The organism is Streptomyces anthophorae (genome assembly GCF_049310305.1).
Lineage (GTDB): Bacteria > Actinomycetota > Actinomycetes > Streptomycetales > Streptomycetaceae > Streptomyces.
The window spans coordinates 1,857,305-1,876,754 of sequence record NZ_JBLWQQ010000001.1 but is presented as its reverse complement, the minus strand read 5'-3'; the positions used below and the strand labels follow the sequence as shown (position 1 = coordinate 1,876,754).

Below are 19,450 nucleotides of genomic sequence, written 5' to 3'. Positions count from 1 at the left end.
TCTCCGTCTACGCATGGGGTCAGCCCTTCCTGGCCAGCTGACCGGCCGCCGGGGTGGCCCCGCCGCCGGTGTAAGTGACCTTCCACAGCGCCGACTTGGAGTCGGAGGTGAAGAAGCCACGCCCGTAGTCGAGGACGTACAGCGCACCGTCGGGACCGAACTTCCAGTCCATGAGGTTCTTGATGCCGTCGTTGCCGATCGGAATGATCTTCTTCAGCGACTCCGAGTGGACCGGGATCGATCCGTCGCCGTGCGTCCTCGGGTCGGTGAGGACCGCGTTGCGCGGCTGGTCGGCGTCGTAGAAGTCACCGACGAACCACTTGCCGTCCCAGTAGCTCGGCCACTTGTCCGCGTTCGGGATCGACGCGTCGTAGCGGTAGACGGGACCGTCCATCGCGGCCTGGCCGCCGCCCTTCAGCCACGGCAGCAGGTACTTCGCCTCCTCCTTCTTGTACGAGGGAACGCCGTTGGTGTCGCGCGGGTAGTCCGGGGCGCCGCCCTGCGGCGAGTACCAGATGTTGTTCCCGGTGACCGGCGGCAGGTTGACGAGGCCGTCGTTGTTCGGCGACTCGTTCTTCGGGTGGTCGCAGTCGTACCAGCCCAGCGGCTTCGTCGGGTCCGGCAGATTGCGGTCGCGGTAGGGCTGCTTATTGCCCATGCAGTACGGCCAGCCGCGGTTGCTCGCCTTGGTGATGACGGCGAACTGGTCGTACTTGGCCGGCCCCCACGTCGTCGACGGCTCGCCGGCATCCGGGCCGACCCACCCCGCGTACAGGATGTCGGTCTTCTTGTCGACGGAGATGCGCGCCGGGTTCCTGACACCCATCACATAGATCTCGCCGCGCGTCTTGCCGCCGCCTTCGGCCGTCTCCTTGCCGGTGAAGAGGTTTCCCTCCGGCAGGGTGTACGTCCCGTCGGCCTCCGGGTGGATGCGCAGGATCTTGCCGTTCAGGTTGTTCGTGTTGCCCGCGGTGCGGCGCGCGTCGGCGAACGAGACGCCCTTGTAGTTCGGCTGCGGGTTGTTGCCCGAGTAGCCGTCGCTGAACTGCGAGGAGTTGTTGTCACCGGTCGCGATGTACAGGTTCCCCTTGGAGTCCCAGGCCATCCCGCCACCCGCGTGGCAGCAGCTGTGCACCTGAACAGGCCACTTGAGCAGCACCTTCTCGCTGCTCAGGTCCAGCTTGTTCGTGGTGAGGTCGAGTGTGAAGCGAGAGACCTGCCGCTCGGCCAGCTGCTTGTCGCGGTCGAGCCCCGAGTGCGGTGTGTAGTGCAGATACACGTACCCGTTCTGCTCGAACTTCGGGTCCAGCTCGATGCCGAGCAGCCCCTCCTCGACCTTGACCAGCTCGTCCCCGCCGCCCTTGTTGCCGAAGATGCTCAACTCCCCCGCGAGAGTGACCTTCTTGCTCTTCGGGTCGTAGACGTGGATCTGGCCCTTGCCCTTGCCGACGTCGGGGTTGTTCCAGTCGGTGATCACCGGCTGGGAGGAGTCGGCGCCGCCGCGTCCGATGTAGAGCACGCGTCCGTCGGGAGCGGTGACGAGTCCGTGCGGCTCGCCGATCTGGTCGTTCTGGCCCGGCTGATTGGCCTGGGTCAGCCGCTCCGCCTTGTAGTTGGCGTTGATCGCGGCCTTGCAGTCGGCCCGCACGATGCGCGTCGTCCACAGCAGCGCCCCGCGCAGGTGGTCGCGGAAGTCCACCTCGTCGTACGAGGAGGCCGTGCCGCCCATGCCGGTGTAGAAGGACCGGCCGCCGTCGTAGTCACGGCACCAACTCACCGGATGGTCGGCGCCGTTGGCACCCTCGCCCGGCTTGTACGTGGTCTCGTTGACCCGCGCGACCGTGTGCACGTCGCCGGACGGGTTCGCCGCCCAGTTCAGCCACTGGTCGGCCCGCTTCCACTGCACCGGCAGGCCCTTCGTCGCCGGGTTCTGCCGGTCGCCGACCTCAACGGTGGCGCGCTGTGCGGTCGTTGGCGACTTCGTTGCGGGCCGGGCCCCGATCAGACCGGTGAACCAGTCCGAGTACGGCTCGGCGCGGGCCGCGTCATGGATGCCGACGAAGCCGCCGCCCGCTTCCATGTACGCCTCCAGGCCGGCCTCCTGGTCGGGGTCGAGGACATCGCCCCCGCCGGTCAGGAAGGCGACCGAATTGAACCTGCCCAGCTTGGTGGCGTTCGTGAACACGGAGGCGTCGTCCGTCGCCGTGATCGTGAACTGTTGGTCCTCGGGCCCCGACCGGCCGATCTTCTCGATCGCCTCGATGCCCGCGTTGACCGTGGGCGACTCGTCGCCGCCGGCCGCGGACCCGTAGAACACCAGGACGCGGACGTTCGCGCCGCCGGGCGGCGACTTGATGGACATCGTTGTCGGAGACGGCTCGGGCGCCGGGCGCGCGCTGGCGACAGGACCTCCCAGCAGCCCGGCGGCCACGGTTCCCGCGGCGATCCCTACCGCCCAGACACGTGCGCGTCTGCTTCGGCTGGCTCTGAACTCTCGTACGGGCAACGGCTTTTGATGCGTCGATCGACGCATGGGTTCACCCACCCCTCGTCGGACACAGCAACGGCGCGGTGGAAGCTAGACCTCTTTTCGTGGTCCGCCAAGAGCTATGACCGGTATGACGCAAACTTTGTCCTGAGTGTGGATAAACGAAGATCATGAGATTACGGTGCCCCGCGCGACGTGAAAGTCCTTACGAGGGTGGGGAGTTGGCCGTGACCGAGCACGACAGACCTCGCGACGCGACGAAGCAGGCGACAGAACAGGACCGACGTGCCCTGAGCCGGCGCATGATGATCGGCGGCGCCGTGGCCGCGACGGCGGGGGTGACATCGTTGTCCATCGGGGCGTCGGCGGGACCGGCGGCCGGGGCGGACACCCCTCCGCGCACCGCGCCCGCGGGTGGCGAGGTCAGACGCCTCACGATGTACGCGGAGAAGCTTGCGGACGGACAGCTCGGCTACGGCTTCGAGAAGGGCAAGGCGTCGATCCCCGGCCCTCTGGTCGAACTCAACGAGGGCGACACGCTGCACATCGAGTTCCACAACCTCACGGACGTCGACGCGAGCCTGCACGTGCACGGCATGGACTACGAGATCTCCAGCGACGGCACGCGGATGAACCGCAGCCACGTCGAACCCGGCGGCACCCGCACCTACACCTGGCGCACGCACGCCCCGGGCCGCAGGAAGGACGGCACCTGGCGGGCCGGAACCGCGGGCTACTGGCACTACCACGACCATGTCGTCGGCACGGACCACGGCACTGGCGGGATCAGAAAGGGTCTGTACGGCCCGGTGATCGTGCGCCGCAAGGGCGACATCCTGCCTGACCCGGGCAAGACGTTCACGATCGTCTTCAACGACATGACGATCAACAACAAGGCCGCCCACGAAGCGCCCAACTTCGAGGCCACGGTGGGCGATCGCGTCGAGATCGTGATGATCACGCACGGCGAGTACTACCACACGTTCCACATGCACGGTCACCGCTGGGCGGACAACCGCACGGGCATGCTCACGGGTCCCGACGACCCGACCCAGGTCCTCGACAACAAGATCTGCGGCCCTGCCGACTCGTTCGGGTTCCAGATCATCGCGGGGGAGGGGGTCGGGGCCGGGGCGTGGATGTACCACTGCCACGTCCAGAGCCACTCGGACATGGGGATGGCGGGCCTGTTCCTGGTGAAGAAGGCGGACGGGACGATCCCGCCGTACGAGGCGCCGCATCACGCCTAGGGTCCTTTTGGCGGATCAGGCTGGCTGCGGGAGGCCGTGTCCGGTCGGTTCCGGTGAGTGGGGTCCGGTGCGTGCCAGGGCCTGCGACTCCAGCAGGATCCGCCAGAAGGACCCTAGGGGACGGTCGGCTGTTCCGGTACGGGTCTCGGCGGGCTCCAGATCGCGCCAACGGTTCCTTTCGCCTGCGGTCGCGAACTGGAGCGCCGCATGCCGGAGTTCGTCACGACCGCCCGGTGGAAGGCGGAACGGGGTGAGCGCATCTTCGTCGACTCCAACCAGACGGCCCGCCACCGCACCATCGCCGAGCCGCGCCCGGCACGAGGAGGGCGACGGCAGTTGAACCGCTCTACGGAGTCGTCGACCGGTGCGTCACGCGACCGCCGAGTACCGTCAACGACACGGGCACGTCGGGGAGTTCGGTCGCCGGTGTGGCGACCGGATCCACCGCGAACGCCGTGAGGTCCGCCCGGAACCCGACCGCGATCCGCCCCGCGGTGCGCTCCTCACCGGCGGCGTACGCGGCGTTCACGGTCATCGCCCGCAGCGCCTCCATGCCGGTGAGGGCCTGCTCGGGCCCGTGCGGCGGCAGCGCGAGATCCCGGCTCGGCCGACGGTGCCGCGCACCGGCCATCACGTCCAGCGGCGGGTACGGCGCGATCGGCCAGTCCGATCCGAGCACGACCGTCGCTCCCGCGTCCCACAGGTCCCGGCAGCGCCAGGCCCGGCCGGCCCGCTCCTCGCCGAGCCGCCGCGACCAGTTGTCGGTGTGGTCGGCCCGCGTGAAGTCGCAGCAGTGCGTGGGCTGCATCGACGCGATCACCCCAAGGTCGGCGAACCGCCGCACCGTGTCGTCCGGCACCGTCTCGATGTGCTCGACGCGGTGCCGTACGTCGCCGGGGGCACCGGCCCGCGCCTTCGCCACGGAGTCGAGCGCGTGCCGCACCGCCGCGTCCCCGATGGCGTGCGTCGCGGTGGGCACACCCGCGCCGTGCAGCGCGGCGATGGCCTCCGTGTACGCGGCCGGGTCCGGCCAGAACGCGTGCGTCGACTCGCCGTGGCAGTCGGGCCGTTCCAGCCACGCGGTGCCGTTGTCGATGGTGCCGTCCATGAACAGCTTCACGCCGTCGACGGACCACAACTCGCCGCCACGCGCCTGGAGTTGAACGAGCTCGTGCACGGTGTCGGCGTCCGCGCCCGGCTGGCACCAGGGCGCGACCCGCAGCCGCACGGCCAGCTCTCCGGCCGCGTCCAACTCCTCGTACAGCTCAAGGCTGTCGCCGCCTGCGTCCATGGCGTGTCCGCCGGTGAGTCCGCTCGCGGCCATCTCCCGCAGCGTCCGCGCGAGCCGCTCGCGGCGCTCGGCGCGGGTGGGCCGCGGCGCGGCCCGCTCGACGAGTTCGCAGGCGGCGTCCTCCAGAAGCAGCCCGGTGGGCCGCCCGTCGGCGTCGCAGACGATCTCGGCGGCCTGGTCGAAGGTGCGCGGCCCGTCGACCCCCGCGAGTTCGAGGGCGCGGGGGCTCGCCAACATCGAGTGCGCGTCGAAGAGTTGGAGCAGCGCGGGAATGCCGTCGAGCACGGGCTCCAGCGCCGCCGCCTCCACGGCCCGCTCCCCGAACACGTTCGGATCGAGCCCCCAGGCGTGCAGCCACGCGCCGTCGGCCAAGGTCTCCCTGGCGCGCCCGAGCTCTACACGCACGTCGTCAAGGCTCTCGCACCGCGACAGATCGACGCCGGCCGTGAGCTCGGCCCCGTGCGCGGGATGCATGTGCCCGTCGACGAGCCCGGGCGTCACGACGGCCCCCTTGAGATCGACGACGACGGTCCCGGCACCGGCGAGCGCCCGTACCTCCCGGTCGTCACCGAGCGCGGTGATGACACCACCGGTCGCGGCGAGCGCGGTATGGGTCCGCCCTCCGCCGTCGACCGGGTCCAGGAACCTGGCGTCGAGAAGGATCAGCTCGGGGTGGCGCATGGTGCGGTTCTCCTAAGGGTGGTTCAGTCATGTTCATCGGTCCCGGCTGCCGCCGGGACACGGTCCGGCAGCCCCACGCCCCGCGTGCGCTGCCCGGCCTACGCACGGCGCGGCCAAATCAATCCGCCGTGGCCGATGCACGGTGCGGTGAAATCAAGCCCCTCCGGCGATTGAGGAGCGGGGTCCGGGGCAGAGCCCCGCGGCCGTAACGCCGTCGCAGGTCTACGAATCCAGCGCCCCCTCACGAAGGCCCAACCCCCACTCGGCAACCCGAAACGCCATCCGCCCCACCCCGACCGGCAAAGACCCCACGTCAGTGCCCGCATTCGCCCCGAGCCCATCCAGCACCACAAGAATCTGCATCGCCACGACCTCCGGATCACCCGCCCGGAACTCCCCCCGCGCCACGCCCTCCGCGAGGAGCCCCGTGAGGCGCCCCCGCCAGTCCGCCTCCTGCGCCTCCACGCGCTCGCGCAGCGAGACCCGATACCGGCTCAGATGCCGCGCGTTGATCCACAACCGGCTGATGTCGTCCCACGCGGGCCCGGAGGTCCGCGCGAGGAACCCGGCGAGCCGCTCCGTGGCGGACGTATCCGCACCGCCCTCGGGGAGCAGCGCCTCCAGCTCTCCCGTGGCCGCGCTCCCGAACGCCTCCGCCACCAGCTCCTCCGCCGAGGGGAAGTAGTGGCTCACGAGCCCCGGGCGCACCTCCAGGTCCTCGCCGATGCGCCGCAGCGTGATGCACTCCAGACCTTCGGAAAGCGCAATCTCGGCGGCCTTCGCAACGATTTCCGCCCGTCTGGCGGCCGGAGATTTTCGGATTCGCTTGCGCTCAACGCTTGACGACATGCCCGTCACGTTATTGAGTGTGCGACCAATAAGCAAGCAGGTGGGACGAGACCAGCACCCCGGAGGGCCCCATGGCGTCCACGCTTCCCGACCCCTGTCCAGACACGGGCGGCACGGCAGCAGGCACCGCGCACACGCCGCCCGTCGACGGGCAGGCCGCTGCCTCCCGGATCGAGGCCCACGGCATCGACCACATCCCCGACTCCGAACGCCGCGGCAGGGCCCGCGAGTTGTTCTCGGTCTGGGCCGCGGGCGGCATCAACTATCTGGCCCTGGTGGTCGGCGGCGCCCTGGTCCTGATGGGCCTGAACCTGTGGCAGGCCCTCGCGGTGCTGTTCGTGGGCAACCTGTTCTGGGTCCTCACCGGGTGGCTCTCCGTCTCCGGGCCCGCGGCCGGCGCCCCCAGCGAGGTCATCACCCGCGCCATGTACGGCGTCATCGGCAACCGCGTGAACAACGCGATCGTCGGCTGGGTGATCTCCGTCTGCTACTTCGCGCTGAACCTCTCGGCCGCGGCCGTCGCCGCGTTCTCGCTGGTCGCGAGGGTCGGCATCCCGGTGAACACGGGAGTGAAGGCCGCCGTCATCGTGGTCATCGCGGCGCTCACGCTGACCATCAGCGTCTATGGCCACGCCCTGATCATGAAGCTGTACCTGCCGATCACCCTCGTCCTCGCCGCGGCCTTCGTCGTCGTGGCCGTCGTGGTCGTCCGGCACGCCGACTTCGGCTACGTGCCCGAGCACCACCTGACCGGGATCGACCTGTGGGCGACGGTCCTCGCCGGTGTCACCCTCATCGCCTCGGGCCCGCTCTCGTACACCACCAGCGCGGACTTCTCCCGCTACCTGCCCCGCACGACGCCGAAGCGGGCGATCGTCGGCTGGACCGCGCTCGGCGGCTTCCTGCCGGGCGTGGCGGTCTCGGCCCTGGGCGTGCTCGCCGCCACGACCGTCGACATGACCGACCCGCAGGCGGCCCTGGAGAAGATCCTGCCCGGCTGGTTCACGCCGGCCTTCCTGCTCGCCCTGGTCCTCGGCACGATCGCCATCAACGCCCTGACCGCGTACAGCGCGGGCCTCGCCCTTCAGGCCGTCGGACTGCGCATCCGCCGCTCCGTCAGCGTCCTGTTCGACGGTACGGCCGCCGTCGCGCTGACCCTGTACGGGCTGCTCGTCTCGAACTTCCTCGACACCGTCAGCAATGTCATGCAGCTGACCGTCGTGCTGCTCGGCCCGAGCATGGCGATCTACGCGACCGACATCGTGCTGCGCCGCAACCGCTACGACGGGCCCGCGCTCGCCGACGAGTCGCCCGGCAGCCCGTTCTGGTTCCGTGGAGGTGTCAACTGGGGTGGCGCACTGGCCCTGTTGGCCGGTGCCGCGACGTCCGCGCTCTGCGTGAACACCCTCTACTTCACCGGACCGATCGCCGCCGCCCTCGGCCACGTGGACCTCGCGCTGCCTGCCGGCATGGTCGTGTCCTGCCTCTGCTACGCGCTGACGATGCGCCGCTCGGCCACGCTGCGGAACGTGACCGCCTCGTGACGCGATCCTCGCTCATCCCGCACAACCCGCTCTGGACAGCGTCTACCGGGGAGTAGAGCATCGGTGCCACCTGCACATGGCACTGATCGTCGAGGGAGCCGCGTTGAGCAAGGACCGTACGTACGACTACGTCATCGTCGGGGCCGGCTCCGCCGGCTGTGTGCTCGCCGGGCGGCTCTCCGAGGACCCCTCCGTCAAGGTCGCCCTCGTCGAGTCCGGGCCGCGCGACCGCAAGACCGAGATCAGGATCCCGGCCGCGTTCCCGAAGCTGTTCAAGACGCTGTACGACTGGGACTACTCGACGACCCGTCAGGCCGCCCTGGCCGACCGTGAGTTGTACTGGCCGCGCGGGCACACGCTGGGCGGCTCCTCCGCCATCAACGCCATGATGTGGGTGCGCGGCCACCGCGCCGACTACGACGCCTGGGGCGAGGCCGCCGGATCCCCTTGGTCGTACGACGAGTTCGTGCGCTACTTCCAGCGCGCGGAGCGGTGGCAGGGGGCGGCGCGCACGGACGGCGAGAAGACGGTGTACGGCACGCTCGGCCCACTGCACATCTCGCCGCCGCGCCACCCGAACCCGACCACGGCCGCCTTTCTCGACGCCTGCCGCGCCCAAGGCCTGCGCGAGCTCGACGAGTTGAACCAGGCCGACCACTCCGGCTTCGCCCTCACGCCCCTCAACCAGTACAAGGGCCGTCGCTGGAGCGCAGCCGACGGCTACCTCAAGCCCGCCGCGCGCCGCCCCAACCTCGATATCTACACCGGCGCCCGCGTCACCCGCATCGACTTCGACGGCACCCGCGCCGCCGGAGTCGTCGCCTCCGGGATACCCGCGGGCACCCTGCGCGCCACCCGCGAGGTCATCCTCTCCGCGGGCGCCGTCAACTCGCCACAACTCCTTCAGCAGGCGGGCATCGGCGACCCGGAGACCCTCGCCGAGGCGGGCATCGACACCTTCGTCGCATCGCCCGACGTCGGCCGCCACCTCCAGGACCACCTGATGTACGCGCTGAACGTCCGCGCCGCGAAGCCGATCACGCTCACCGGCGCCGACTCGCCCGCCAACATCGCCCGGTTCCTGCTCGGCGGGCGCGGACCGCTCACGTCCAACGTCGGCGAGGCCATCGCCTTCCTGTCCACCAAGCCCGAACTCGCCGCTCCCGACATCGAGTTGATCTACGCGCCGGTGCCGTTCGTGAACCACGGCCTCGAAGCGCCGACCGAGCACGGGCTCACCCTCGGCGTGATCCTGCTCCAGCCCGAGAGCGAGGGCCGGATCACCCCGGGCGGGCCCGACGGGAAGCCGCGCATCGACCCGGGCTACCTGTCCCACGAGGAGGACGTGCGCACGCTCGTCGCCGGTGTCCGCCGCGCCGAGGAACTGCTCGCGCAGAGCGCGCTGGCCGCGCACCACACCGAGCCGATGGCCGGCTACCCCGGCGTTGTCGACGACGAGGTGCTCACCCGCTCCGTTCGCGCGACCGCCGAGACCCTCTACCACCCGGTCGGCACCTGCCGGATGGGCTCCGACGAGGGCTCGGTCACCGACCCGCGCCTTCGCGTGCGCGGCACCGAGGGGCTGCGCGTCGTCGACGCCTCCGTCATGCCGCGCATCACCCGCGGCCACACGCACGCCCCGACGGTCGCCCTCGCGGAACGGGCCGCCGACCTGATCCGCGAGGACGCCACCAAGTAGCGTGTCTCACAGGGGAGTTACGACCCCACGCTCACCGTGAACCGGCGCGGATTGCCGTCGTGCGCCGCGCCGGACACGTCCGGCTGCCCCTCGGCCTGTACGTCGTCGTAGGGGAAGGCGTAGCCGATGGGCGAGTTGGCGTGCACGATGCGCGACCAGTGGTTGGTCGTGGCGTCCTGGTAGTAGTCCGCGGACGTGAGGCCGTTGGGCTGTTCCGGGTGCGTGAGCATGACGCTGCGGTTGAACCCGGCGGCGAGGCGGGACAGGATGCCCTTCTTGTCGTCGGAGTCGTCCGGGTTGTTGGCGAACGGCCCGTGGTTGCAGGTGAAGATGTCCTTCGAGGTGGGCTTGGCGAAGGTGTGCCCGCCGTTGAAGGTGAGGGTGTCGCCGCTGACCCGGCCCGTGAAGACGCCGCGTCCGCCCTGAAGGTCGATCTTCAGGTCGGTCGAGGCGTACTTGGCCCACACCTTGTCGATGTAGTCGCTCCACACGTCGCGGAACGGCATCTCGTCCGGCTTGTCGAAGTACGGGGCCATGAGGTTCTGCGGGGAGATCACGCGCAGCACCTTGCCGCCGTCGCCCTTGATGACGAGCTTGTCCCAGGGCTGCCCGTCCTTGGCGGCCTGCGCGGCGAGATCCGAGGCGATCTTGTCGATGGCGCCCTCGGGGAACGGGGCGACGGTGTGCGTGGCGTCGCCCTCCAGCTTCAGCCCGATCGGCAGGGCCGTGACCAGGTCGACGTAGCTGATGTTGGAGTACAACTGCTCCGAGTTGAAGGTGAATTCGGCGAACGCCCACGTCTTGCCGTAGTTCGCGTCCTCCTTCGTGGCGAAGGCGGGCTCGACGAGCGAGGGGCCGGGGTTGAGGAAGAACTCGAGCTTGTCGTCGCGGACGAAGTAGACGCGGGCGCCGTACATCCGGGGCAGCGTCACGACCTTGGGGGCCGAGCCCGCGGCGCCGAGCGGGATGGCGCAGTCGACGGGCAGCGGGGTCTGCGGGGCGCTCGGCGACTCGGGGTGGTAGACGCTGCCGTCGGAACGCAGCAGTACCCAGTTCCCGGTGCCGTCCTCGTGGCCGGTGACGTAGGCGCTGACGTTGCCGTCCAACGACTTGTTCTCCAGGGCCAGTTCACAGGTGGCGGGTGCGGCGCCCGCGCTCCAGGAGGGAATGGTGAGTGCTGCGGCCGTCGTGGCGAGACCCGCTCCGGCGCTGGCGAGGAATATTCTGCGCGAGATCACGATGCGCACTCCCTGAATGTGGGGGGTGTGTGGGGGAGCCCCACTGTGGCGAGCGTGAACAGAGTCGTCAAGACTTCGGGCAGGGAGCGCTCCCATGAATTTTTTGTGTTCAATCTTTGAAGGCGGATCGTTCGGTTCCTCTGGTCTGAACCAGCCCAGGTCAGCGTGGTGCGAGGGCAGTTGTCAGTGCCCGGTGCAAGACTCGGCAGTCCGGAAAAGAAACCCTCGACGAGGAGGGCAAGACCCATGATCACTACGGAGTTCGTGGACGGCGCGCCGAACTGGCTGGACCTCAGCACCCCCGACATGGACGGTGCGATCTCCTTCTACGGCGGCCTCTTCGGCTGGACCTTCCAGTCGGCCGGCCCCGAAGCCGGCGGGTACGGAATGTTCCAGCTCGAAGGCAGGACGGTGAGCGGCGCCATGACCGTCACCGCCGAGCAGGGCGAGCCCGGCTGGACCGTGTACTTCCAGAGCGCGGACGCGGATGCCACGGCGAAGGCGGTCGAGCAGGCCGGCGGCAGCGCCCTGCTCCAGCCGATGGACGTGTTCGACCTGGGCCGCATGGCTGTCTTCAGCGACCCGGCCGGCGCCCCCTTCGGCATCTGGCAGCCGGGGAAGAACAAGGGCCTCGAATACATCAGGGACGACGGCGGGCTGAACTGGGTGGAGCTCTACGCCCCCGACGTGGCCGCCGCGAAGCGGTTCTACGGCTCGGTCTTCAACTGGGGCGCGTTCGACGTCGAGTTCCCCGGCGGCAGTTACACGACGATCAACCCCCCGGGCACGGACGAGAACGCGATGTTCGGCGGCCTCGCCAAGCTGGACAGCGACCCCTCCGAGGCCGCGGCGGGCCCGCACTGGACGCCGTACATCCACGTCCCGGACGTGGACGCGACGGCGGACCGCACGCAGGAACTGGGCGGCACGGTGCGCTCCGAGCCGGTCAGCATCCCCGGCGTCGGGCGGATCGCGAAGCTGTCCGACCCCTACGGCGCGGGGTTCGCGGTGCTGAGGGGCGACCCCGAGCAGCAGTGACCGATCGGGCGCGCGAAGCGACCGCGGTGCCCTATGGCCGCCCGTTGATGGAGCGTTGATCAAACGTTTTTCGGCGGGCGGCACACTGGCCGGCATGTACGCGAACACGACCCTCACGCCTGCCGGCCCCACCTGGCAGGACCAGGCCCTGTGCGCCCAGACCGGTGCCGAGTTCTTCTTCCCCGAGCCGGGCAGCTCCGTGCGCGAGGCCAAGACGATCTGCGGCCTGTGCCCGATCCGGCAGAGCTGCCTGGAGTACGCCCTGACCCACGACGAACGGTTCGGGGTGTGGGGCGGGCTCTCCGAGAAGGAGCGGCACCGGCTCAAGCGCACGTGACGGCTGCCGCCGGGCGTGGGGGGTGTTCGCTGGGGTCGCCCGGCGGGGGCGGGCGTCGGGGCGCGCCCGTCCGTTCCCACGCCACGGGGCTCCGCCCCGGACCCCGCGCCTCAATCGCCGGCGGGGCTTGAATTGGTCCAGCAGCGCCGCATGGTGCCGGTGGGGCTTGATTTGGTTCGGCAGCGCCGCATGGTGCCGACGGGGCTTGGATTGGGCTCGATGGGGGTCAGGCCGACGCCGCTCGGGCTGCCATTCGTGCCTTGCGGGCCGCCAGCTTCTCGTCGAACTTGGAGGCCTCGGCGTCCAGGCCGTTCATGTAGAGGCCCAGTTCCTCCTGGGCCTTGATGCCCTCGGGGCCCAGGCCGTCGATCTCCATGACCTTCAGGAAGCGCAGGACGGGCTGGATCACGTCGTCGTGGTGGATGCGCAGGTTGTAGACCTCGCCGATCGCCATCTGGGCCGCGGCGCGCTCGAAGCCGGGGATGCCGTGGCCGGGCATCCGGAAGTTCACGACGACGTCGCGCACGGCCTGCATGGTGAGGTCCGGGGCGATCTCGAACGCGGCCTTCAGGAGGTTGCGGTAGAAGACCATGTGCAGGTTCTCGTCCGTGGCGATGCGGGCGAGCATGCGGTCGCAGACCGGGTCGCCGGACTGGTGGCCCGTGTTGCGGTGCGAGATGCGGGTGGCCAGCTCCTGGAAGGAGACGTAGGCGACCGAGTGCAGCATCGAGTGCCGGTTGTCCGACTCGAAGCCCTCGCTCATGTGCGACATGCGGAAGTTCTCGAGCTGGTCGGGGTCGACGGCGCGCGAGGCGAGCAGGTAGTCGCGCATCACGATGCCGTGCCGGCCCTCTTCCGCCGTCCAGCGGTGCACCCACGTGCCCCAGGCGCCGTCGCGCCCGAACAGGGAGGCGATCTCGTGGTGGTAGCTGGGGAGGTTGTCCTCGGTGAGCAGGTTGACGATGAGGGCGACGCGGCCGACCTCGGTGACCTTGGACTGCTCCTTGGACCAGGCCTCGCCGTCCTCGAAGAACTCGGGGAAGTTGCGGGCGTCGGACCACGGCACGTAGTCGTGCGGCATCCAGTCCTTGGCGACCTTGAGGTGCCGGTTGAGCTCCTGCTCGACCACTTCTTCCAGCGCGTGGAGCAGGCGGGCGTCGGTCCACGTGGTCGACGAGCCGAGGCGGGGGGAGATGACGGTCACGGGGGCTCCTGGGGGACGGAGGTAATGCGAGCGGAGATACCTACGGTGTCGTAGGTTACGTTGCCGTAGGTTAAGTGCCCCATAAAGGCCGTGGCTAGGTGTGCAGCTCTCGCAGGCGAACTGAGAGGCAGGTCACACACCCTTCCAGCTTTTCGAACTCGGAAATGTCCACCAGAACCGGCTCGTACCCGAGGTCGGCGAGCAGCTCCGCGGACTTCGGCGCGCTCTGAGCCATGAGCAGCCGGTCCCCGCCGAGCAGCACCACATGCGCCCCGGCCTCTTCGGGCACCGGAAGGAAGCGCGGGAACAGTGAGGCGTGCTCGACCAGCGGGGGGTGCCCGATGACGGTGCCGTCGGGCAGCGCGGTCACCGCCGTCTTCAGGTGCAGCACCTTGGAGAGCGGGACGGCGACCACGCGCGCGCCCAGCGGCTCGAAGACGGCGCGCAACTGCTGCACACCCGCCGCGTTGGTGCGCCCACCGCGCCCTACGTAGATCGTGTCGCCGATCTTCAGTACGTCGCCGCCGTCGAGCGTTCCCGGCTCCCACACCCAGTTGACGGAGCAGCCGAGGCGCGCCACGGCCTCCTCGACGCCCGCCGTCTCCGGGCGCCGCGACTCGGCGCCGGACCGGGTGATCAGCGCGACGTTGCGGAAGACCACCACCGCGTCCTCCACGAACACGGCGTCCGGGCACAGGTCGACCGGCTCCACCAGGAACGTCTCCCAGCCGTGCGCCTCAAGAGCGTCCACGTACCCCTTCCACTGCTCCTGCGCCTTCGCGGCGTCGACCGGGGTCCGCTCGATGTGGGTGACGAGCCCGTCCGCGATGCGCGGTCCCGGGCGGCGGACGAGGGCCTTCTTGCTGGGCACGGCGGACTCCATGACGAAGAGCGAGGGCGGGGCGAGGCTCGAAGCGGACGGTCAAGGTGACGGTGACCACATCATGCACAGGGCGACACGTGTCGCGGAATCCCCTGTCACGCGGCCGTCACGTCCTCCTCACCGGGCCTGTCCGCGCCCGCGACGGCTCGCCGCAGGTGCTCCGCGGTGAACGAACCCTCCGCGTCGAGCAGTTGGGCCGGTGTGCCCTCGAAAAGCACCTCGCCGCCGTGCCGGCCGCCCTCGGGGCCCAGATCGATGATCCAGTCCGCCCGCCGGACCACATCGAGGTTGTGCTCGACGACGACCACGGTGTTGCCCTTGTCGACGAGCCGGTCGAGCAGCGCCACGAGCCCGTCCACGTCCGCCATGTGCAGCCCGGTGGTCGGCTCGTCCAGGACGTACGTCGCCGCGGAGCGGTGCAGCTGAGTGGCCAGCTTGATGCGCTGGCGTTCGCCGCCGGACAGGGTGCTCAGCGGCTGCCCGAGCGTGAGATAGGTGAGGCCGACGTCGCGCAGGGCGCGGAGCCGGCGGCGTACGCCCTTGTCGTCGAGTCCGGCGAAATACTCCAGTGCTTCGGCGGCCGTCATGTCGAGCACGTCCGCGACCGATCGGCCGCGCACGGTCAGGCCCAGCACCTTCTCCTTGAAGCGCCGCCCGCCGCAGGCCTCGCACACCGTGGTCACCGGGTCCATGAACGCCAGATCGCTGAAGATCACGCCGCGCCCCTCGCACCGCTCGCAGGCGCCGCCCGAGTTGAAGCTGAACAGCCCCGGCTCCGTGCCCGTCTCGCGCGCGAACACCTTCCGAACCGTGTCCATGATCCCGAGATACGTCGCGGGGGTGGAGCGCCCGGAGATCCCGATGGACGACTGGTCGACGACCACGGCCTCCGGATGCGCGGCGCGGAACGCGCCCGACACCAGGGAACTCTTCCCGGAGCCCGCGACCCCGGTGACGGCCGTGAGCACCCCGGTCGGCACCCGTACGGTGACGTCCTTGAGGTTGTGGACCCGGGCGCCCTCGACCGTCACATGGCCGGTCGCGGTGCGCGGGTGCTCCTTCACCCCGCCCGTGCGGCGCAGGCAGCGCCCCGTGAGCGTGTCCGCGCGCCGCAGCGCGCGCGGCGTGCCCTCGAACACCACGCGCCCGCCGTCGGCGCCGCCCGCCGGGCCCATGTCGACGACGTGGTCGGCGACGTCGATGACATCGGGGTCGTGCTCGACGACGAGCACGGTGTTCCCCTTGTCGCGCAGCCGCAGCAGCAGCTCGTTGAGGCGCCCCACGTCGCGCGGGTGCAGGCCCACGCTCGGCTCGTCGAAGATGTACGTCATCCCGGTCAGGCTGGAGCCCAGGTGCCGCACGGTCTTCAGGCGCTGCCCCTCGCCGCCGGACAGCGTCGAGGTCTCCCGGTCGAGGCTGAGGTAGCCGAGGCCGATCGCCTCGATGCGCTCCAGGGCGGTGACGGCGGCCTCGGCGATGGGGCCGGCCACGGCGCCGTGGATCCGGCGAAGCACCGGGATCAGCTCGCTCACCTCCATGCGCGCGCACTCGGCGATGCTCAGGCCCTCGACGCGGGTGGCGAGCGCGGCGGCGTTCAGGCGCGCCCCGTCGCACTCCGGGCAGGTGCCCTCGGTCAGGTACCGGCCGACCAGGTCGCGGGTGCGCCGGCTGAGCGTCGACAGGTCCCGGTTGAGGTAGAGCCGCTCGAAGCGGTCGGCGAGCCCCTCGAAGTCGATGTCGCGGCGGCCGCCCGTGTTGGCGACGTTGACCTTCGCACCCCGCCCGCGCATCAGGAACTCCCGCTCGGCGGCCGTGAATTCACGTACCGGTTTGGTGGTGTCGAGGTCGGTGGTCTGCGTGTACGTCTGGCCCTGCCAAGTGCCGACGGCGAACGGCGGGAACAGCACGGCGCCGCCTGCCAGGGACTTCGACGGGTCGAGGATGCGGTCGTAATCGGGGCGCACGGTGCGGCCGAGCCCGTCGCACTCCGGGCACATCCCGCTCGGGTCGTTGAACGAGTACGCGGTGGCGCCGCCCGCGCTCGGCGTGCCGTGCCGCGAGAACAGCACGCGGATCACCGAGTACACGTCGGTCATCGTGCCCACCGTGGACCGCGAGTGCCCGCCGATCGGCTTCTGGTCGACGACGATCGCGGGGGTGAGCTCCTCCAGCGCGTCCGCGTGCGGCTTCTCGTGCTTGGGCAGCCGGTTGCGGACGAACCAGGGGTACGTCTCGGCCAGCTGGCGCTGCGACTCCACGGCGATGGTGTCGAAGACGACGGAGGACTTGCCGGAGCCGCTCACCCCCGTGAAGACGGTGAGCCGCTCCTTCGGGATCCGCAGGGTGACGTCCCGCAGGTTGTTCTCGCGGGCGCCGACGATGTGCAAGTACGTCATAGCAGCGACGCTAGGCGGAATACCCGACAGGTTATGTCGGGTATTCCGGATCTTCTGCGCGCTCAGGTTTTCTGCGCGCTCTGGTTTTCTGCGCGCTCTGGTTTTCTACGTGTCCAGGTTTTCTACGCATCGAGGTCGAGCCACCGCGTGATGCCGATGGACTCCAGGAACGGCAGGTCGTGGCTGGCCACGATCAGCGCGCCCTCGTACGACTCCAGGGCCGACGTCAGCTGGGCCACGCTCGCGAGGTCCAGGTTGTTCGTCGGCTCGTCCAGCATCAGCAGCTGCGGGGCCGGCTCGGCCAGCATCAGCGCGGCGAGCGTGGCCCGGAACCGCTCGCCGCCGGACAGGGTTCCGGCGGGCTGGTCCGCCCGTGCCCCCTTGAACAGGAAGCGGGCGAGCCGCGCCCGCACCCGGTTGTTCGTGGCCTGCGGCGCGAACCGGGCCACGTTTTCCGCGACGCTCAGCCCGTCGTCCAGGACGTCGAGCCGCTGCGGCAGGAAACGCAGCGGCACGTGTGCCTCCACCTCGCCGTCCACCGGCGCGAGCTCGCCCGCGATGGTGCGCAGCAGCGTCGTCTTGCCCGAGCCGTTGCGGCCGAGCAGCGCGATCCGCTCGGGGCCGCGCACCTCGAACTCGCCCCGCACCCCCGCCCCGTACACCGTCGTGATGTTGTGCAGGGACAGCACGGAGCGGCCCGGAGGGACGGCCGTGTACGGCAGGTCGACGCGGATCTCGTCGTCGTCGCGCACCGCCTCCACGGCCTCGTCGAGCCGCTCCTTCGCCTCGGCGAGCTTCTCCTCGTGCAGGATGCGGTGCTTGCCCGCGGAGACCTGGGCGGAGCGTTTGCGCAGCTTCATCACCGCTCTCGGCTCGCGCTTGATGTCGTACATCTTCTGGCCGTACCGCTTGCGCCGGGCCAGCTTGACGTGGGCCTCGGTCAGTTCGTTCTTCTGCTTCTTCAGGTCGGACTCGGCGACGCGCACCATCCGCTCCGCCGCCTCCTGCTCGGCTTCGAGGACCTCCTCGTACGCGGAGAAGTTCCCGCCGTACCAGGTGACCTCGCCGTCGCGCAGATCGGCGATCTGGTCGACGCGGTCCAGGAGTTCACGGTCGTGGCTGACCACGATCATGACTCCGGACCAGCCCTCCACGGTGGCGTACAGACGCCGGCGGGCGCGCAGGTCGAGGTTGTTGGTGGGCTCGTCGAGCAGCAGCACGTCGGGGCGGCGCAGGAGGAGCGCGGCGAGCCGCAGCAGCACGGACTCGCCGCCGGAGACCTCGCCGATGGTGCGGTCGAGGTCGATGTGGCCGAGACCGAGCTCGCCGAGCATGGCCTGCGCCCGCTCCTCGACGTCCCAGTCGTCGCCGACCGCGGTGAAGTGTTCCTCGCGTACGTCGCCGGCCTCGATGGCGTGCAGCGCGGCGCGGGTCCCGGCGATGCCGAGCGCCTCGTCGACGCGGAGCGCGGTGTCGAGGGTGACGTTCTGCGGCAGGTGGCCGACCTCGCCGGAGACCCGGACGGTGCCGTCGGACGGGGGCAGCTCACCGGCGATGAGCTTCAACAGGGTTGATTTACCTGACCCGTTGAGGCCGATGAGTCCGGTGCGGCCGGGGCCGAAGGCGACCTGGAGGCCGTCGAAGACGCCGGTGCCGTCGGGCCAGGCGAAGTCGAGGGCGGTGCAGGCCACGGAGGCGGGGGCGGCGTGCGAAAAGTTCTGGGGATGTGACAAGAGGGGCCTCGCGGTTGCTCGGTGCGAACGGTGGGATGCAACGCGTTCGAGACACCGCGGGGGCACAGAGGGCCTGGGGCGGAGGACGGCTCGGGAAACCGAGGTCGTACACACGACGGCACGGACACGCGAAGGCGTGTCGGGCGGCGGTGTCTCAGGACCTCAGTCGAGCAACGTCCTTCTCCTATCGACGGCAACAGAACCGTCAACCAAGGTAGAAGCACCGGCCGGGGCCGTCAAAGGATTTAAAGGGGCGGGCCGGATTCGGCAGGCGGGCGGCGGTTTTCTCAGCAGGCGTCCCGCAGCAGCTCCTCCAGGTCGGCGTCCACGTCCACGTACCCCGCCTCCTCGCCGACCGGCACCAGGTCCGTCGTCTCCGACAGGAAGCGGCGCAGCTCGCCGGTGCGGATGTGCACGATCGCCGTGCCCTCCGTCGCGTGGAACTCCAGGACCGTGCGGTCGTACCCGTACGGCTTCACCCGCACGTCGCCGTCGCCCGCCGGGTCGGTCACCCCGACGGCGAGCAGGTCACGGGCGAAGGTCCAGCTCACGGCGACGCCTTCGAGGGTGGCCGGGGCCGGGAAGGACATGCGGACGGCGAACGGGTCGCGCACGTCGTAACGCAGGGTCGCCGGAATGTGCGCCATGCGCGGCGCGGCGGCGACTAGACGGGCCTCGACGGCTTGCTCGATGACGGACAACGCCTGCTCCCTTGTGACGGCTGGACGGTGGGACCACTGCACGGCCTCATATGAATAGACGGCGGAATGAAGGAATCCGTGCGCCTGAACCCGGTCGAAATTCGAGTGACCTCTGTCA

General features: G+C 70.0%; 14 protein-coding genes and 1 pseudogene. 6 read left to right on the top strand and 9 right to left on the bottom strand.

Annotated elements, in window-relative coordinates; genetic code table 11:
• Positions 1-19: 19 nt before the first annotated feature.
• Positions 20-2,446, bottom strand: coding sequence for a ThuA domain-containing protein (locus ACNYS0_RS08510; protein ID WP_422482524.1), 2,427 nt, complete (start codon positions 2,444-2,446; stop codon positions 20-22).
• A 344-nt stretch (positions 2,447-2,790) separates the two neighbouring features.
• Here ACNYS0_RS08510 and ACNYS0_RS08505 point away from each other — a divergent pair, with 344 nt between their 5' ends.
• Together ACNYS0_RS08505 and ligD are read left to right on the top strand one after the other, a co-directional pair.
• On the top strand, positions 2,791-3,738 hold the full coding sequence (locus ACNYS0_RS08505; RefSeq protein ID WP_422482523.1) for a multicopper oxidase domain-containing protein: 948 nt from the start codon (positions 2,791-2,793) through the stop codon (positions 3,736-3,738).
• A gap of 180 nt (positions 3,739-3,918) precedes the next feature.
• Positions 3,919-4,059, top strand: a pseudogene (ligD, locus tag ACNYS0_RS08500) (non-homologous end-joining DNA ligase LigD); the annotation flags it as partial.
• Between the two features lie 25 nt (positions 4,060-4,084).
• Here the strand turns inward: ligD and ACNYS0_RS08495 are convergent.
• Positions 4,085-5,710 (bottom strand): amidohydrolase, encoded by a 1,626-nt coding sequence (locus ACNYS0_RS08495; RefSeq protein ID WP_422472040.1) that lies wholly within the window; start codon positions 5,708-5,710, stop codon positions 4,085-4,087.
• 222 nt (positions 5,711-5,932) lie between these two features.
• A complete protein-coding gene (locus ACNYS0_RS08490; protein WP_422482521.1) occupies positions 5,933-6,559 on the bottom strand; it encodes a TetR/AcrR family transcriptional regulator in 627 nt (208 codons plus the stop codon).
• A 71-nt stretch (positions 6,560-6,630) separates the two neighbouring features.
• Here ACNYS0_RS08490 and ACNYS0_RS08485 point away from each other — a divergent pair, with 71 nt between their 5' ends.
• Both ACNYS0_RS08485 and ACNYS0_RS08480 read left to right on the top strand, forming a co-directional pair.
• Positions 6,631-8,103, top strand: a complete 1,473-nt coding sequence (locus ACNYS0_RS08485) for a purine-cytosine permease family protein (RefSeq protein WP_422472039.1) — start codon at positions 6,631-6,633, stop codon at positions 8,101-8,103.
• A gap of 76 nt (positions 8,104-8,179) precedes the next feature.
• Entirely contained in the window at positions 8,180-9,802 is a 1,623-nt protein-coding gene (locus tag ACNYS0_RS08480) for a GMC family oxidoreductase (RefSeq protein WP_422472038.1), read from the top strand.
• Between the two features lie 17 nt (positions 9,803-9,819).
• Here ACNYS0_RS08480 and ACNYS0_RS08475 read toward each other — a convergent pair whose 3' ends face one another.
• Entirely contained in the window at positions 9,820-11,040 is a 1,221-nt protein-coding gene (locus tag ACNYS0_RS08475) for a glycoside hydrolase family 64 protein (protein WP_422482519.1), read from the bottom strand.
• A gap of 246 nt (positions 11,041-11,286) precedes the next feature.
• On the opposite strand from ACNYS0_RS08475, the gene ACNYS0_RS08470 reads away from it, so the two are divergent.
• Together ACNYS0_RS08470 and ACNYS0_RS08465 are read left to right on the top strand one after the other, a co-directional pair.
• Positions 11,287-12,078, top strand: coding sequence for a VOC family protein (locus tag ACNYS0_RS08470; protein ID WP_422472037.1), 792 nt, complete (start codon positions 11,287-11,289; stop codon positions 12,076-12,078).
• A 94-nt stretch (positions 12,079-12,172) separates the two neighbouring features.
• Complete coding sequence (locus tag ACNYS0_RS08465) at positions 12,173-12,415, top strand: WhiB family transcriptional regulator (protein ID WP_422472036.1); 243 nt, start codon at positions 12,173-12,175, stop codon at positions 12,413-12,415.
• A gap of 226 nt (positions 12,416-12,641) precedes the next feature.
• Here the strand turns inward: ACNYS0_RS08465 and ACNYS0_RS08460 are convergent, their stop codons facing one another.
• The 5 genes from ACNYS0_RS08460 to ssgD form a co-directional block, all read right to left on the bottom strand.
• Positions 12,642-13,619: an acyl-ACP desaturase gene (locus ACNYS0_RS08460; RefSeq protein ID WP_422472035.1), complete on the bottom strand. Its 978-nt coding sequence runs from the start codon at positions 13,617-13,619 to the stop codon at positions 12,642-12,644.
• 94 nt (positions 13,620-13,713) lie between these two features.
• Positions 13,714-14,490 (bottom strand): dimethylargininase, encoded by a 777-nt coding sequence (ddaH, locus tag ACNYS0_RS08455; RefSeq protein ID WP_422472034.1) that lies wholly within the window; start codon positions 14,488-14,490, stop codon positions 13,714-13,716.
• A gap of 107 nt (positions 14,491-14,597) precedes the next feature.
• Positions 14,598-16,898 carry an ATP-binding cassette domain-containing protein gene (locus tag ACNYS0_RS08450; RefSeq protein WP_422472033.1) on the bottom strand — a complete coding sequence of 767 codons (2,301 nt, stop codon included), beginning with the start codon at positions 16,896-16,898 and terminating at the stop codon, positions 14,598-14,600.
• A gap of 122 nt (positions 16,899-17,020) precedes the next feature.
• Positions 17,021-18,631, bottom strand: a complete 1,611-nt coding sequence (locus tag ACNYS0_RS08445; RefSeq protein ID WP_422472032.1) for an ABC-F family ATP-binding cassette domain-containing protein — start codon at positions 18,629-18,631, stop codon at positions 17,021-17,023.
• A gap of 287 nt (positions 18,632-18,918) precedes the next feature.
• On the bottom strand, positions 18,919-19,278 hold the full coding sequence (ssgD, locus tag ACNYS0_RS08440; protein ID WP_422482517.1) for a spore wall synthesis regulator SsgD: 360 nt from the start codon (positions 19,276-19,278) through the stop codon (positions 18,919-18,921).
• Positions 19,279-19,450: the final 172 nt, after the last annotated feature.